Source organism: Reinekea marina, from assembly GCF_030409715.1.
In the GTDB taxonomy this organism is placed as follows: Bacteria; Pseudomonadota; Gammaproteobacteria; order Pseudomonadales; family Natronospirillaceae; genus Reinekea; species Reinekea marina.
Window position 1 is genome coordinate 209,422 of the sequence record NZ_JAUFQI010000001.1, and the last position, 15,166, is coordinate 224,587.

Sequence of the window (15,166 nt, forward strand, 5' to 3'; positions counted from 1 at the left end):
TTATTATTTTGGGTCTTCTTCTTTTACAGCCTTTGGTAAAAAGCGGCTCATCAATAAGCCTAATTCAAACAATGCATACATGGGTATGGCTAATATGCTTTGTGAAATAACATCTGGCGGAGTCAGAAGCATGCCAATGACAAAGCACCCGACAAAGATATAAGGACGCTTTTCACCCAGCGATTGTGCGGACACCATCCCTGCACGAACCATCAAAAAAGTAGCGATAGGAATCTCAAAAGCAATGCCAAATGAAAAGAACATTTTCAAACAAAAATCGAGTACATTTGATATGTCCGGCATAATATTAATGCCTTCAGGGCCCGTACCGGTAAAAAAACCGAACACTAAAGGCAATACAACGAAGTAAACAAATGCTACGCCGCTGTAAAATAAAATCACACTGGTGATAAAAAGCGGTATCGCAAGTTTACGTTCGTGTTTATAAAGTGCCGGTGCAATAAACCCCCAAACCTGATGCAGTATATACGGCATGGCTATCAGCGCTGACATAACAAACGCCAGCTTTAAGGGCACCAAAAAGGGAGACGCAACACCTGTTGCAATTAAGGATGCGTTCTCTTTATCGGCGATGAGTGCATTTAAAGGCTCGACCAGTATTAAATACATTTCACCAGAAAAGAAATACAGCCCGACAAACAAAATTAAAATAGACAACACCGACTTTAACAACCGATCTCTCAGTTCTTTAAGGTGTTCTACCAAGGGCATGGCATGTTCATTAGGATTTGGCGTTGTCATTTTCTTCCGTTTTTTCTACTGAGCTAAGCGAAGCGTCAGCCTCTGGAGGGCTGGTAGGCGTTTGCGCATCTTCTGTTTCATGAGGAGATAGAATCTTTTTTTCTAAATCCTGTGCCATTATTTTTTTATTCAACTCATCGAGCTTAACTTCTTGCTCTATTTGGTTTTGAATACCCGTTACAAAGCGGCGCGCTTGACCCGCCGCTTTGCCAACTGTACGCATCACTGTGGGCAGTTTTTCAGGACCCACAACGACCAACGCGATAATGACCAACACCAAGAGCTCGGTGAATCCAATATCAAACATGATTATCTACTTCCGCTGTTCAGCTTACTTTTTTTCTTCGGCTTTTTCTTCAGATTTTGCTTCGCTGAAGTTCGCATCGGCTATGTCTTTGTCTTCTAAAGACTCTGGCTTCTTATCGTCTTCATTCATGGCAGACTTAAAGCTTTTGATCGCTCCGCCCATATCGCCACCAATGTTTTTTAAACGTTTAGTACCAAAAATTAAAATTACTATGGCCAATACAATCAATAACTGCCAAATAGAAATACCACCAAAACCCATATTGAAATCCTCTTTTATTTATCTTGTATCGGAAAACCACTCCAGGTGGCCTTTCTGACATCACCTAAAATGTGTAAATGTATGTGACCAACTTCTTGCCCACCACCGTCACCGGTGTTAACGATGGCACGAAAACCATCGTCTAGCTTCATCAGTCGTGCAATTTCTGGCGCTTTGCTCATCATGCCTTGAACAACGCCCACATTACTATCATCCAAATGGTATAGACTGGCAATGTGCTGTTTTGGAATCAACAGTATATGAACCGGCGCTTTCGGAGCAATATCCCAAAACGCGAGGTATTCATCATCTTCATAAACTTTTTTCGATGGAATATCGCCATCGACAATTTTACAAAATAAACAATCTGACATTCAAAAGCCTCATTAAACCATACTAGGGCTGCCGGCTGGCCTTTTCTTCGATTCCTGAAAGACCTTCACGACGCGCAAGCTCGGATAAAATCTCATCCGGATGTATATTTAACTGCGCTAACATAACAAGCGTATGAAACCACAGGTCAGCCGTTTCATAAACAACCTTTTCGCGTTGCTGTGTATCAACTTCAGCATTTTTAGCCGCTAATACCGTCTCAAAGGCCTCTTCACCGACCTTTTCCAAGATTTTATCAAGACCCTTGGCATACAATGATGATACATACGAGGTTTCGGGTTCTGCTTTTTTGCGGTCTTCCAGCGTTTTAGCCAACGTGCTAAGGATATCGCTCATTGAGTTTCCTTTTACTGATTTCAATCTATGTTATGACCACAAAAACAACAGCAGCCCTGCTATTATGGCTAGCCATTGCCCCGTGCTGACCGATTCAAGCCAATTTTCCGCATTTGGCAACCACAAAGCAACCGCCACGACGGCGACACCAATCCATCGTCGGGTTCGTTGCTTAGATTGTCGCTGTTCACGCAGGTTGAGAGCGGCGAGCTCGTCGACCAATTGCTGGTTTGCCTTAGAGCCTGTTTGCAATTGCGTTAAGGCTGTATGTACTAAATCTGGCATCTCAGGGGCTTTGGTAATCCAGCTCGGTGCATGTTGTTTCACTGAATCAAAGAAACGTTTTGGTCCCACTTGCGCCTTTACCCAGTTTTCTAAAAAGGGTTTAGCTGTTTTCCAAAGATCTAACTGTGGATAAAGCTGGCGGCCTAACCCTTCAATATTAAGCAAGGTTTTTTGCAACAACACTAATTGTGGCTGCACGGTCATATCGTATCGTCTGGCCGTTTGGAATAACCGAATCAACAGCAAGCCAAACGAGATCTCTCCTAGTGGCTTTTCAAATATAGGCTCACAGACACTGCGAATGGCGGCTTCAAACTCATTGACGCGCGTCGTAGAAGGCACCCAACCCGACTCTACGTGCAATTGCGCCACTCGGTAATAATCACGATTAAAAAAGGCCAATAAGTTCTGCGCTAAATAGGCCTGATCTTCACGAGACAACGAGCCCACTATGCCGCAATCAATACCAATATACTTAGGCTGGCCAGGGTTGGTAATATCAACAAAGACATTGCCAGGGTGCATATCGGCATGAAAAAACGAGTCTTCAAACACCTGGGAAAAGAATATTTCCACGCCTCGCTCGGCCAACACGGCCATATCGGTACCTTCGGCTTTTAGCGTATCGGTATCTGAAATAGGAATACCGTAAATTCGCTCCATGACCAAAACAGAGCGTTTGGTTAAATCGAAGTCTACCCACGGTACGTAAAGTTTGCCGGCTTCGATGGTATTACGTCGCAACATCGAAGCATTCGCGGCTTCTCTTAGTAAGTCGAGCTCATCTAAAATGGTGCGTTTAAAATCATCGACCACTTCAACGGGGCGTAATCGCTTGCCATCGTTTGTCAGGCGGACCAGTTTAGCGAGGCGACGCATTAACTTAACGTCTTTGCGTATCGTTGGCTCGATATTTGGGCGAATTACTTTAACCACGACTTCAGAGCCATTGTGCAAGGCCGCGGTATGCACTTGAGCAATGGAGGCCGAAGCCAACGGTTTTTCATCGAAGCGAGCAAAGGTTTGCGAGACAGGCTGCCCGTGTGCGTTCTCAATAATTTGAATCGCCAACTTACTTGAGAAAGGCGCTACTTTGTCTTGCAAAAAGGCCAGCTCAGTTGCCATGTCTTCTGGCAATAAGTCTCGTCGCGTCGACAATATTTGCCCAAACTTCACAAAAACAGGACCAAGATGCTCTAGTGCCAATCGCAAGCGACGGCCGTTAGAACCTTTCGCGCGAAAAATCCATCGCAGAGGGAAGCAGGCTAAGGCTAGCCGTAAATACCATGGCAATGCGGGCGCATCTATTAATGTATCTAAACGGTAACGGCCAAATACCCAGACAATTTTTAATAATCGCAATGAACTCAATGTTTGTTCCCTGAATCGGTTGACGCAGTTCGCGTCGCGGCGAGCTTGCGAATTTTAGCAGCCATTCTGTCGGCATCCATTCGCAGTTGCTGAACCGCATCTTTGTGTGGTCGCCATAAATCAGACTGAACGAAGAGCTGGCTTTCTTCTCGAAAGTAGTTTCGTGACGTACGTTCGAATGAGGTGACCTGATTCTTCAACATTGAGCCAAACAATTTAAGGCCATCGGCAACAAAGTGCGCGGCGGTATCACCAATTTTATCACCAATCGCCATTTCCCAGTCTATATCTAAATGCGACATAATCTCTTGAAGCGTAAAAAAGGTTCGCGTATCGCCTTCAATGCTAATTTGGTGCGCCATCATCGCGGCGGTTCTGTCTTCTGCTCGCATGACCGCGAACAAATCACTGGCTTTACCGGCCACTAAGGCATCAAACGGTACAACTTTTTCAGGCTGCAAAAACACAAAGCCGTCAGACTCAATTGATACGCTTATCGACAAGTTCGGCTCTTTGGTTTCAAGAACTAATGTTTTACCCGCAAGATTTTTGACCTTTTCCTTAGAGGCAAGATCATACTCTAGGCCATCGTTTATTAATTTCTGTAATGGCCACAACCATTCACTCATGCTTTTACGCCTCGATGCATCGCCACGATCCCACCAGTGAGGTTATGAAAGCTGACTCGAGCAAAACCCGCGTTGAGCATCATGCCTTTTAAGGTTTCTTGATCGGGGTGCTTGCGAATAGACTCCGCAAGATATTGATAGCTATCGGCATCTTGAGTGACTAATTTGCCCATTAGTGGGAGCGCTTTAAATGAATAAAGATCATAGGCTTTACTGAGCAGTTCATTTTTAGGCTTAGAAAACTCTAACACCAGTAACCGACCACCGGGCTTTAACACACGGTGCATTTCAGCCAACGCTTTGTCTTTATCGGTAACATTTCGCAACCCGAATGCAATGGTGACTACATCGAAAAAATCATTCGGGAACGGCAGAACTTCCGCGTTGGCTTGCACAACTTCTAAATTGCCTGCCACACCGGAATCCGCCAATTTATCGCGACCCACTCTAAGCATCGATTCATTGATGTCCGCTAAAATGACCTGGCCATTAGGCCCAACGCGCTTTGAAAATGCTTTAGTGAGATCACCAGTTCCGCCAGCAATATCGAGCACTTTATTGCCAACACGTACACCAGACATCTCAATGGTGTATTTTTTCCAAACGCGATGAACGCCGAACGACATGAGATCGTTCATGATGTCGTATTTCGCCGCTACAGAATGAAAAACATCGGCCACCATGGCCTGCTTTTCTTCAGTTTTAACGGTCTTATAGCCAAAATGCGTGGTGTCTTGTTCGGGCTTTGGATTGTGTTGGTCGGTCATGGTCAGCTCTAAATTTGATAATAGCCAGCATTGTAACGGTTTCCGCCGCGGGGGGCGACTGTCATAGATCATGTAAAAAACAGGTACTGCGCTTTGCCCTTTGATCGTGCTGTCGTTAACCTATGTCAAAACTTAGCAAAGGTAAGCCGCATGCGCGCATTTCCAAATACTCGATTACGCCGCCTAAGAGCGCAAGATTTTTCTAGACGGCTGGTACGTGAAAACAAGTTAACTGTTGATGACCTCATCTATCCGGTTTTTGTCCTCGAAGGTGAAAACCAGCGTGAGGCCGTACCTTCAATGCCGGGCGTTGAACGCTTATCAATCGATCTATTAGTCGAGTCGGCTAAACACTGGGCCGCATTAGGCATACCTATGCTGGCGCTGTTTCCCGTGACTCCTGTAGACGCTAAATCAGAGCTGGCCGAAGAAGCCTACAACCCTGACGGATTAGCACAGCGCGCCGTGCGTGCTTTAAAGGCCGAGCTACCAGAGCTAGGCATCATGACTGATGTCGCTTTAGACCCGTTCACCACACATGGACAAGACGGCATCATTGACGACAACGGCTATGTTCTCAACGACATCACCAAAGACATACTAGTCAAGCAAGCCCTCTCACACGCCACGGCCGGTGCCGATGTTATCGCGCCAAGCGATATGATGGACGGTCGCATCGGAGCCATTCGCGAAGAACTTGAACAGCAAGGCTTCGTGAATACGCTCATCATGGCTTATTCAGCCAAATATGCCTCTAGCTTCTATGGCCCCTTCCGAGACGCCGTCGGCTCAGCCGGCAACCTTGGTAAAAGCAGCAAAGAAACTTACCAAATGGACCCCGCCAACAGCGACGAAGCCATACATGAAGTTCGCCTAGATTTAGAAGAAGGCGCAGACATGGTCATGGTCAAACCCGGCATGCCTTACTTAGATATAGTTCACCGTGTAAAAACCGAACTACGCGCACCTACCTACGCTTATCAAGTCAGCGGCGAATACGCCATGATCCAAGCGGCCTCCCAAAACGGCTGGCTAGACCACGACAAAGTAATGATGGAAAGCTTATTAGCCTTTAAACGCGCAGGGGCCGATGGGATTTTGACCTATTTTGCGGTGGAAGCGGCGGAGATTTTGAAGGGTTAGGGCGGTTTTGGGCTGCGGGCTGCGGGCTGCGGGTTTGAAGCTGCAAGCTGCAAGCTGCAAGCTGCAAGCTGCAAGCTGCAAGCGAAAGATTAAGAGCAAATTTGAGCTGTGGGTCAAGACGGTATCGCTAAAATAAGCCTAGAAAGCTTAACAGCGTGTTTGTATCACTTGAACTTACTTGCAGCTTACAGCTCAAAACTTGAAGCTTTTTTTATTACTTGCAGCATTTTTTCAGCCCAACTATTGGACAGTGGTCTCGGAAAGGGTAAACTCTGCCCTTCAACTCTTAGCGAAACTATATAACCAAATGAGCGAAAATATTCTTAACGTAACTGATGACAGCTTTGAATCTGATGTATTACGCAGCGAACAGCCTGTTTTAGTTGATTACTGGGCTGAATGGTGTGGTCCGTGCAAGATGATAGCGCCGGTTCTTGAAGAAGTAGCAGATGAATACAACGGCAAAATGGCCGTGGCCAAATTAAACATCGATGATAACCCGAACACACCGCCTAAATACGGTATTCGTGGCATTCCTACATTGATGATTTTCAAAAATGGCGAAGTAGCCGCCACTAAAGTTGGCGCACTATCTAAGTCTCAGCTGCTTGAATTCATTCAAGCGAATAGCTAAAAAGACCTAACCCTGGAGCACTTTTTCAGTGTTTCAGGGTAATTAACGCTGGACAGCCTCAAAATCAGCGCCTATATTGTCTGAATCGAACAAAAAACCTTCAAATATAACTCTCTGAGCAATCAGCTCCTCCTACTTTCAAGTAAAAAAAATACCTATGAATCTTAGTGACCTAAAAACCAAAGCCGTTCCTCAACTTCTCGACATTGCGAAAGAAATGGGACTTGAGAACATCAACCGAACTCGTAAACAAGACCTTATTTTCACCATCTTAAAGCGCCACGCTAAAAGCGGTGAAGACATTTACGGAGAAGGTGTACTTGAAATTCTGCAAGATGGGTTCGGATTTTTACGAAGCGCATCGGCCTCTTATTTAGCGGGTCCTGACGATATCTATGTATCGCCAAGCCAAATTCGACGCTTTAACTTACGCACAGGTGACACCATCGCTGGGAAAATCCGGCCACCTAAAGACGGCGAGCGTTATTTTGCATTATTAAAAGTCGACTCAATCAACTTTGCCTCTCTTGAAAGCTCGAAGAACAAGATTTTATTTGAAAACCTTACCCCACTTTTCCCGGAAGACCGCCTTAAGTTAGAAACTGGAAACGGTTCTACTGAAGACATGGCCGGCCGAATTTTAGATTTAGCGTCGCCTATCGGGAAAGGTCAGCGTGGTTTGATTGTATCGCCACCAAAAGCGGGTAAAACGTTATTGCTACAAAACGTTGCCCAGGCGATCACCAATGATGATCCGGATGCGCACCTTATTGTTTTGTTGATTGATGAACGCCCTGAAGAAGTAACCGAAATGCAGCGTTCAGTGCGTGGCGAAGTTATTGCTTCAACCTTCGATGAGCCGCCAGCTCGTCATGTTCAAGTGGCTGAAATGGTTATCGAAAAAGCTAAGCGTTTAGTCGAACACAAGCGCGATGTTATTATTTTATTAGATTCGATCACGCGTTTAGCGCGTGCTTACAACACCATTGTACCAAGCTCAGGTAAGGTATTAACCGGTGGTGTTGATGCCAATGCCCTTGAGCGTCCTAAGCGTTTCTTCGGTGCGGCACGTAACGTAGAAGAAGGTGGGTCATTAACCATTATCGCTACCGCATTGGTTGATACTGGTTCTAAAATGGATGAAGTTATCTACGAAGAATTTAAAGGCACCGGTAACATGGAAGTGCATTTAGATCGTAAGATTGCTGAAAAACGTATCTTCCCAGCCATTAACATTCGTCGTTCTGGTACCCGTCGTGAAGAAAAACTAACGACCCCAGAAGAACTGCAACGCATGTGGATTTTACGAAAGCTACTCACCGAAATGGAAGACGTAGCCGCCATAGAATTCTTAATGGATCGCCTAAAAATCTCCAAAACCAACGACGAATTCTTCAACAGCATGAAGGGATAAAAACACAGTTGAGCTTCGCTCAAATTTAAATACCTTAACGGTATTTTAATAGTGTTTTTATGACCAGCCATGGATGGCTGGGCCGGCATATACACTCACGATGAGTTACGTTTACTCTATGTCGAAGCCCTGATTATTTAGGGCTTTTTTATGCCCGAAATAATCACGCGTTTTTATGACCAGCCATGAATGGCTGGGCCGGAATATACACTCACGATGAGTTACGTGTGCACGTCGTCGAAGCCTCATTTAGTTGGGGCTTTTTTGTATGGGGTTGTTTTACGTCGAGGAGATGGATTTACCTTGCTCGGTCGCTGCAAGTACATCCATGTAAGCTAAGCTTCGCCATCCATGGCTCAGATTCCCGACCAAGGCAAATCCATCACCTCTACTCACTATGGCACCACTTTTTAATTTCTCACACACCTGTAGGAGCGACCGAAGCTTGCGGAGGCGCGATCATTGACCTCCGCTGCGCCACTGAACTTCCCTTACTCGGTCGCTTCAAGTACGCCCTTGTAAACTAAGCTTCGCCATCCATGGCTCCGATTCCCGACCAATGCAAACCCATCACCACTGCTCACTACGGCACCACTTTTTAATTTCTCAAAAACCCGTGGGAGCGACCGAAGCTTGCGCAGGTGCGATCATAACCCTTCGCTAGGTAACTGAACTTCCCTTGCTCAGGTTTGCAGCCTGACAATGTCGATGGTTACACAAATAGTCCAGGTTTTAATTTTACGGGTTATGACCAACTAGATTAAAATAAATTTCTAGCACACGAAGCACACGCCCCCTAATTTGGCGATTGGTTTAAAAAACGATTTAGACTAAGTTATTTAACTAGTGGACTATTTTGATTTTGCCGTGAATGAACAATGTTTCGAATACGATGAATGTAACTTACTAAAGCCTTTTATTAGCCGAGAAAAGCCGTTTTTATTGCTGAGTACCAACAAAGCTTGATCGATAATGAAACGCAACGGAACGCAATTTGTAAGCAATCGTCTTCCAATAATTTCAGCACTTTAATTCTGCCATTAAATTTAGACGCTAGCTTTGGAATTACCTGTTGACCCTATTCGGTCTATTCGAACGCAAAGCCGTGTCTTGCTGACTTAAGCATCTAAAGTGACTAATCTTAAGCAACTTTTCGTAAGCCTTTTTTACACGGAATAGCCATTGGCGTTCCTGTTTGAGGGTCGAATATTATTTGGGCATTCAAATCAAAAACAGTGCTAAGCATTGACTCTGTAAAAACTTTACTCGGCTCGCCCTGTGCGAACACCCTACCTTCATTAATGATAATGAGTTCATCGGCAAAGCGACAAGCTTGGTGTAAGTCGTGCAATACCACAACGATGGTTTTACCTTGCTGCTGAACTAATTCCTCTAGTAACTCTAATAGCTCAAACTGGTGAGCAACATCTAAATACGTAGTTGGTTCATCTAATAAAATTATATCCGTGTCTTGTGCAAGCACCATGGCTATCCAGGCGCGTTGACGCTGGCCACCCGACAAAGCCGCGATGGATTTCTCCGCTAGATCTGCCACATCGGCTTGCTGCAACGCTTGTTCAACTTTGAGGTGATCATGCTCTCTCATTTGACCCATGAAATTTAAATAAGGTGCGCGACCATAACCAACCAGTTGGCGTACGGATACGCCTTCGGGGGAGAGTGGAGTTTGCGGTAGCATAGACAATTTACATGCTCGTGCTTTAGCCTCCAAGTGTTGAGTTAAGGTGCCATCGGCTAGCGCTATATCACCTTCTTGATACGGCAAACTGCCATTAATGCTATTAAGTAAGGTAGACTTTCCACAGCCATTCGGACCAATTAACGCCGTTAGTTTTCCTTGTTTAATACTGCAGTGAATACCCGACAAAATTTGTTTTTTGCCATAGCCGGTACTGAGGTTTGAAATCGTTATGGCTGTTGAAGTAGCGTTCATTTGCATCACCAATTTTTATATCGACTGAGTAAAAATATGAAGTAAGGCGCGCCAATGAGCGCCGTAAGAATTCCAGCGGGTAATTCAATAGGTGGCATCAAAACCCGGGCAAACAAGTCAGCACTGACCAACAGTATGGCTCCGAACACCATGGCTAACGGTACAAGCGCTAAATGGCGATTCCCCAAAACAAAGCGTGCGGCATGTGGTGCAACTAACCCTATAAATCCAATATTGCCGCATACCGAGACCGCAACGCACGCTAAGCTGATAGCAACCAGCAGCGTCACTATGCGCGTTCTTTGTACATTAACTCCAAGCCCATGTGCCGTAGGTTCACCCAGGCTTAGTAAATCTAATCGATAAGCAAGCCAAATAGCGCTTGGCAAAAGCACGGCAAAAAAGCTCAATAAGATGGGAAGGTGCGACCAATTTCGCCCCCAAACCGAGCCCGTTAACCAAATGAGTGACAAGTTGATTTCCATTGGTCTACTAATTAATACAAAGTCGATCCCAGCATTCATAACTGCTGCAAGCGCGATTCCAATTAAGGCCAATGCAGCCGGGTGCTGTATCACTGGTCTTGCTATGGATAGCAATATAACTGTGCTTATCGCCCCTCCCATGAGAGCCACTGCAGGTAGCCACGCAACAGCAATAGTCGGTAACAATGCATTAGCAAGCACCACGGCTAAACTCGCACCAGTTGTTACGCCTAGTACATCGGGTGAAGCCAAAGGATTGCGCACAACGCCTTGTACTAAAAGGCCTGATAGCGCCAAACTAGCGCCAACTAAGGTTGCAATTAACATGCGCGGCAGTCGATACCCTTTAATAATAAAAGCATGCTCGTCACTTTGTCCGAACACGCTGTTAAACACCTCTGTCCAAGGAATCGAAACTGCGCCAGCACTGACATGCCAGACGGCAAAAAACATCCATGAAAGGACGAATAGACTAAACAACAGCAGGTTTTTTTTGAATGGGCTCCTTTCTTTGTTGGTAATACTTTTCGACAGACTAGACATAAGACTTCCTTACCTGCCGACGAACCAGCGCAAGGAAAAAAAGCGCACCGCATAAGCTGGTGACAATACCAACAGGGTTTTCTTTACCCGGGCTATAAAGTCTGGCCATTGCGTCGGCATACACCAACATGTTCGCGCCCAATATGGCAACCGTTGGCACTAACATACGTATATCGGTTCCAACAAAGGCTCGACATATATGAGGGATGACTAAGCCAATAAAAGCCAGCGGTCCGGCAACCGATACAGCTGCAGCAATAAGCAAAATTATGGTAAAAGCCGCTAACAAGCGAATCCACCAAAGCCGCCCGCCGAGGCTTTTCATCATTGTCTCACCCAAGGCTAATAGGTTGAGCTGAAAGCTCAAGTAAACACTAAATGCTACGCCCACGAGAAGTGCAGGCCATATGACTCTGACGTGAGTCCAATCTACATTCGCTATCGAGCCAGTTAACCAGTGCAGAACCCCGTAGGCATTCTCATCGGCAAAAATAACCGCCGCACGTGTGAGTGAGATAAATAAATAATTCAGTGCAATACCCGCTAAGACAACTCGAATAGGGTTTACAGTTTGTTTGTATAAACCTGCTAAAAAGAAAACTGCAATGCCAGCGATAAGGGCACCTAATATCGTAACGATTAAAATTGGCAAAGCCGAAAACCATGGCAACAAACCAGTAGCGGCAAATGCAAACGCAAAGGCTGCTCCAGCACTCACACCAAATACAGACGGTGACGCCAGCGGGTTGCGGGTCAGTGCTTGCATTAGCAACCCTGCTAAAGCAAGCGCGGCTCCGACGCCTGCCGCACTTAATACTCTAGGAAGACGAGTTTCTTTAATGATGTGCTGGTGAATAATTTCACCTTCTTGTCCAAAAAGAAAATGGCCTACATCTATCCAGCTCATATCAAATTGTGAAGCAACAAATAAAGACCAACCCATGCCAACGAATAGCGTGCATAAACCAAGCCAGCTAACAACGAGCAAACGCCAGCGAATTGCTGGCGTTCTATACGAAACGACTTGCGTCACTGGATTAATCTTTAAGCAATGCAATAATTTCTTCAGCCATAATTTCGGCTGCTATCATGCCGCGATTAAGCGACCAAAGGCGAGGATCTGTTTCAACATAGTGATCATTTTTGACCGCACTCATTAAGGTCCACAAGCTATTTTCTTTAAACGTATCAATTACCGTTTCTTCACCATATTCACCCACTAAAAAATAATCTGGGTTGGCTTTGACTAATCCTTCAATGGTTGTTTGTACATACGCTTCTGTTTCATCGGGTACGGGCGATCGTAGCCCTAGACGATTTACCACCCCTCCGGCATAGGCTTTTGGTGCATGCATATAGACACCGCGCGCACTCGACACAGCAAACAACAAACTTGCATCGTTATCTATTTGCTTTGCAAAGGCATCCATCTTTTGGCTATGTTCAGCGACTTTTTGCGCCATTTCACCTTCTCGATCGAAAGCACTAGCTACTTTAATCACGGATTTTAAGTTGTCTTGGTATGTTTCACCACGGCTTTTCAATATAAGCGTTGGGGCAATGCGTTTTAGATCTTCATATATCGCTTCATGGCGTTCACGATCGGCAATAATTAAGTCTGGCTTGAGCGAAGCAATCACTTCCAAGCTGGGCTGAGAACGTGAACCTAAAGATACCCAGTCTTCACCTATGCGCGCTCTAATTTGTTCAATAACGCGTGTTTTATCGCCATCATCTGCTACGCCCACAGGAGCAATACCTAAGCTTGCCAAGGCATCGACAAAAGAGAATTCTAATGCCACTACTCGTACTGGAACAGAATCAAGTTCGACAGTTCCTAACTCATCATTCACGGTAATTTGACCAAAAGTTAAACTACTAATGAGTAGGGCAGCACAAAGCGAAACGAGTTGCTTGACCATATTAATCTCCTTCAATTGATAATGGTTCGCATTATCCCTAGATGATAATGAATTGCAACTGATAATGAGAATAAATATCAACAAATGAAATTTAAAAGCATCCAAAGCTGGCTCGCTTAGGCCCATGAAACTACGAGTTGTCAGCTCGTTCAACGAAGGACAATGAAGGACAACGCCTTATTTATGTATAGATAACACAGTGAAGGTTAATTGTAGGGGTTAATTTGGCTAAACTTTATAGGCTATGCGAGCCTTTGCGTAAGAAACCTTATCAGCGAATAACGCCACACACTCATGAAGCGCTGTTTTCATTTTATGATTTATTCCACTAACTGTTATCGCCATTCTTTTCAGCAATTATTTTACGGGCGTTTGCCCATGGGTCTGCACTGTCATCTGAAGGCTTAGTTGAAGGTGTTTTGCTTCGATAATGTGAATCGCTTCTATTGTTAGGCCGACCGCGGTTTGACTTAGGTGCATTCTTCGCTTTACGCTCATTAATACGCTCTAACTCTTCTAGCGTTAACACAACTGAGTCGCGAGGCTTCTGGTGCTCTGGAATGATGCGATCTCTCGGTGGCAGCGCAAACTGCTTGTCGTCTGGTCTTGGCAGGTGCTTGTAGCGGTAAAGGTAGAACGCTTCTAGTTTATGTCGCGCCCATTCGGTTTTTCTGAAGAACTTTACGCTGCCTTTGATCGATGGATTGGTTTTAAAGCAGTTAAAGTTTAAAGCAGCGGCGAGTATTTCCCAGCCATAAAAATCGACGAGCTCCGTTAGCAATACGTCTAATTTGAGTCCATGTAACGGGTTATTTAAATATTGTTCGCTCATCGATTAACTGTGTCCACTGTCATTTTAAAATTAGTCTCTACAGTGTAACTTGTGGCTAAGAATTTTCCATGTTTACTACGATTCGACCATGAGATTGTCCTTTTAGCATGGCCAGCAATGATGATTCAGCTTGGTCTAAGGTTATCTCGGTAACTAAGCTTTCGAGTGTTTCTACCTTATAGTCACTCGCGAGCGCTTGCCATGCTTGAGTTCGAACATCCATTGAGCACTCTACTGAATCGATACCGATTAATCGCACCCCCCTTAAGATGAATGGAAATATCGATGTCGTAAAATCGACTGCGCCGACTAAACCACTGGCGGTGACAACACCATTGTATTGGCACGATTTTATTGCATTGGCTAAGGTATCACCTGCCACCACATCGACTACTCCTGCCCAGTGCTCTTTAAACATGGGTCGGCTGTTATCTAGCAATGTCTCACGGTTAATTACTTCACTGGCGCCGAGACGCTTTAAGAAGTCTTCAGCACTGGCCTTGCCAGTGGCGGCCGTTACGTTGAACCCTAGCTTCGATAATATAGATACCGCGATTGAGCCAACGCCGCCTGTTGCTCCGGTCACTAAAACAGGGCCTTTCTCTGGTGTTACGCCATTACTTTGCAGTGCACTGATCATCAATGCGGCGGTTAAACCGGCCGTTCCGAAGCCCATCGCTTCTTTTGCGGTTAGCCCTTGTGGGCGTTTTAGCACCCACTGCTGGGGAACGCGAATATATTGGCCCAGCCCACCAGCGGTGTTCATGCCTAAATCATAGCTGGTCACGATCACTTCATCGCCTTTTTTGAAGGCGTCACTCTGGCTTTCAACGACGGTGCCTGCGGCATCAATACCGGGCGTATGCGGAAAGATCCGGCTAACACCAGGGTTGCCTGTGGCCGATAACGCATCTTTATAATTAAGCGATGAGTACTGAACTTTTATGAGTATTTCACCTTCCGGTAACTCATCAATGGTGCGCTCGCCGATATGGCGACTGAACTGTTTGTCTTCTGATTTTTCAACGATGAGTGCTTTAAAGGATGTCGACATAATTTCGTTTCCCGCTCTGATTCAGTGTTAATTTATAACAGCATAGATGGGTTCCATAGCCGTTGAGAATACGA

General features: G+C 45.3%; 22 protein-coding genes. 6 read left to right on the forward strand and 16 right to left on the reverse strand.

Going from position 1 to position 15,166, the window contains the following annotated elements; translation table 11 throughout:
- Positions 1-3: 3 nt before the first annotated feature.
- From tatC to ubiE, 9 genes are read right to left on the reverse strand one after another with little or no spacing between them, the layout of a single operon-like run.
- Positions 4-762, reverse strand: coding sequence for a twin-arginine translocase subunit TatC (gene tatC / locus QWZ13_RS01175; RefSeq protein ID WP_290280133.1), 759 nt, complete (start codon positions 760-762; stop codon positions 4-6).
- A complete protein-coding gene (tatB, locus tag QWZ13_RS01180; RefSeq protein ID WP_290280134.1) occupies positions 743-1,069 on the reverse strand; it encodes a Sec-independent protein translocase protein TatB in 327 nt (108 codons plus the stop codon). Before tatB ends, tatC begins: the two co-directional genes overlap by 20 nt.
- Positions 1,070-1,093: 24 nt before the next feature.
- The gene (gene tatA, locus QWZ13_RS01185; RefSeq protein WP_290280135.1) at positions 1,094-1,330 is read right to left on the reverse strand and encodes a Sec-independent protein translocase subunit TatA; all 237 of its coding nucleotides are present in this window, start codon (positions 1,328-1,330) and stop codon (positions 1,094-1,096) included.
- Positions 1,331-1,344: 14 nt separating this feature from the next.
- The gene (locus tag QWZ13_RS01190; RefSeq protein ID WP_290280136.1) at positions 1,345-1,704 is read right to left on the reverse strand and encodes a histidine triad nucleotide-binding protein; all 360 of its coding nucleotides are present in this window, start codon (positions 1,702-1,704) and stop codon (positions 1,345-1,347) included.
- Positions 1,705-1,726: 22 nt separating this feature from the next.
- Positions 1,727-2,059: a phosphoribosyl-ATP diphosphatase gene (locus tag QWZ13_RS01195; RefSeq protein ID WP_216000745.1), complete on the reverse strand. Its 333-nt coding sequence runs from the start codon at positions 2,057-2,059 to the stop codon at positions 1,727-1,729.
- A 30-nt stretch (positions 2,060-2,089) separates the two neighbouring features.
- Complete coding sequence (gene ubiB, locus QWZ13_RS01200) at positions 2,090-3,652, reverse strand: ubiquinone biosynthesis regulatory protein kinase UbiB (RefSeq protein WP_290283232.1); 1,563 nt, start codon at positions 3,650-3,652, stop codon at positions 2,090-2,092.
- Complete coding sequence (locus QWZ13_RS01205; protein ID WP_290280137.1) at positions 3,567-3,815, reverse strand: hypothetical protein; 249 nt, start codon at positions 3,813-3,815, stop codon at positions 3,567-3,569. Before QWZ13_RS01205 ends, ubiB begins: the two co-directional genes overlap by 86 nt.
- Positions 3,712-4,344, reverse strand: a complete 633-nt coding sequence (locus QWZ13_RS01210) for a ubiquinone biosynthesis accessory factor UbiJ (RefSeq protein ID WP_290280138.1) — start codon at positions 4,342-4,344, stop codon at positions 3,712-3,714. Before QWZ13_RS01210 ends, QWZ13_RS01205 begins: the two co-directional genes overlap by 104 nt.
- Positions 4,341-5,111: a bifunctional demethylmenaquinone methyltransferase/2-methoxy-6-polyprenyl-1,4-benzoquinol methylase UbiE gene (gene ubiE, locus QWZ13_RS01215; RefSeq protein WP_216000748.1), complete on the reverse strand. Its 771-nt coding sequence runs from the start codon at positions 5,109-5,111 to the stop codon at positions 4,341-4,343. Before ubiE ends, QWZ13_RS01210 begins: the two co-directional genes overlap by 4 nt.
- A 150-nt stretch (positions 5,112-5,261) precedes the next feature.
- On the opposite strand from ubiE, the gene hemB reads away from it, so the two are divergent.
- From hemB to rho, 5 genes are all read left to right on the forward strand, one after another.
- A complete protein-coding gene (gene hemB, locus QWZ13_RS01220) occupies positions 5,262-6,254 on the forward strand; it encodes a porphobilinogen synthase (protein WP_290283233.1) in 993 nt (330 codons plus the stop codon).
- A gap of 7 nt (positions 6,255-6,261) precedes the next feature.
- Positions 6,262-6,390, forward strand: a complete 129-nt coding sequence (locus QWZ13_RS01225; protein ID WP_290280139.1) for a hypothetical protein — start codon at positions 6,262-6,264, stop codon at positions 6,388-6,390.
- Positions 6,363-6,557 (forward strand): hypothetical protein, encoded by a 195-nt coding sequence (locus QWZ13_RS01230; protein ID WP_290280140.1) that lies wholly within the window; start codon positions 6,363-6,365, stop codon positions 6,555-6,557. The genes QWZ13_RS01225 and QWZ13_RS01230 overlap by 28 nt, the downstream gene beginning before the upstream one ends.
- 4 nt (positions 6,558-6,561) lie before the next feature.
- On the forward strand, positions 6,562-6,888 hold the full coding sequence (gene trxA, locus QWZ13_RS01235) for a thioredoxin TrxA (protein WP_216000750.1): 327 nt from the start codon (positions 6,562-6,564) through the stop codon (positions 6,886-6,888).
- A 157-nt stretch (positions 6,889-7,045) separates the two neighbouring features.
- Entirely contained in the window at positions 7,046-8,302 is a 1,257-nt protein-coding gene (gene rho, locus QWZ13_RS01240; protein ID WP_290280141.1) for a transcription termination factor Rho, read from the forward strand.
- 111 nt (positions 8,303-8,413) lie between these two features.
- On the opposite strand, the gene QWZ13_RS01245 is transcribed toward rho, so the two are convergent.
- On the reverse strand, positions 8,414-8,551 hold the full coding sequence (locus QWZ13_RS01245; protein ID WP_290280143.1) for a hypothetical protein: 138 nt from the start codon (positions 8,549-8,551) through the stop codon (positions 8,414-8,416).
- Positions 8,552-9,148: 597 nt separating this feature from the next.
- Here QWZ13_RS01245 and QWZ13_RS01250 point away from each other — a divergent pair.
- A complete protein-coding gene (locus QWZ13_RS01250; protein ID WP_290280144.1) occupies positions 9,149-9,268 on the forward strand; it encodes an endo alpha-1,4 polygalactosaminidase in 120 nt (39 codons plus the stop codon).
- Positions 9,269-9,443: 175 nt separating this feature from the next.
- Here the strand turns inward: QWZ13_RS01250 and QWZ13_RS01255 are convergent, their stop codons facing one another.
- The 6 genes from QWZ13_RS01255 to QWZ13_RS01280 form a co-directional block, all read right to left on the reverse strand.
- Positions 9,444-10,256: an ABC transporter ATP-binding protein gene (locus QWZ13_RS01255; protein WP_290280146.1), complete on the reverse strand. Its 813-nt coding sequence runs from the start codon at positions 10,254-10,256 to the stop codon at positions 9,444-9,446.
- Positions 10,257-10,261: 5 nt separating this feature from the next.
- Entirely contained in the window at positions 10,262-11,284 is a 1,023-nt protein-coding gene (locus QWZ13_RS01260) for a FecCD family ABC transporter permease (protein ID WP_290280147.1), read from the reverse strand.
- Positions 11,277-12,341, reverse strand: a complete 1,065-nt coding sequence (locus tag QWZ13_RS01265) for a FecCD family ABC transporter permease (protein ID WP_290280148.1) — start codon at positions 12,339-12,341, stop codon at positions 11,277-11,279. Before QWZ13_RS01265 ends, QWZ13_RS01260 begins: the two co-directional genes overlap by 8 nt.
- Positions 12,322-13,359, reverse strand: coding sequence for a Fe(3+) dicitrate ABC transporter substrate-binding protein (locus QWZ13_RS01270; RefSeq protein ID WP_290280149.1), 1,038 nt, complete (start codon positions 13,357-13,359; stop codon positions 12,322-12,324). Before QWZ13_RS01270 ends, QWZ13_RS01265 begins: the two co-directional genes overlap by 20 nt.
- A gap of 175 nt (positions 13,360-13,534) precedes the next feature.
- Positions 13,535-14,038, reverse strand: a complete 504-nt coding sequence (locus QWZ13_RS01275) for a VF530 family protein (protein WP_290280150.1) — start codon at positions 14,036-14,038, stop codon at positions 13,535-13,537.
- Between the two features lie 55 nt (positions 14,039-14,093).
- On the reverse strand, positions 14,094-15,092 hold the full coding sequence (locus QWZ13_RS01280; RefSeq protein ID WP_290280151.1) for an oxidoreductase: 999 nt from the start codon (positions 15,090-15,092) through the stop codon (positions 14,094-14,096).
- Positions 15,093-15,166: the final 74 nt, after the last annotated feature.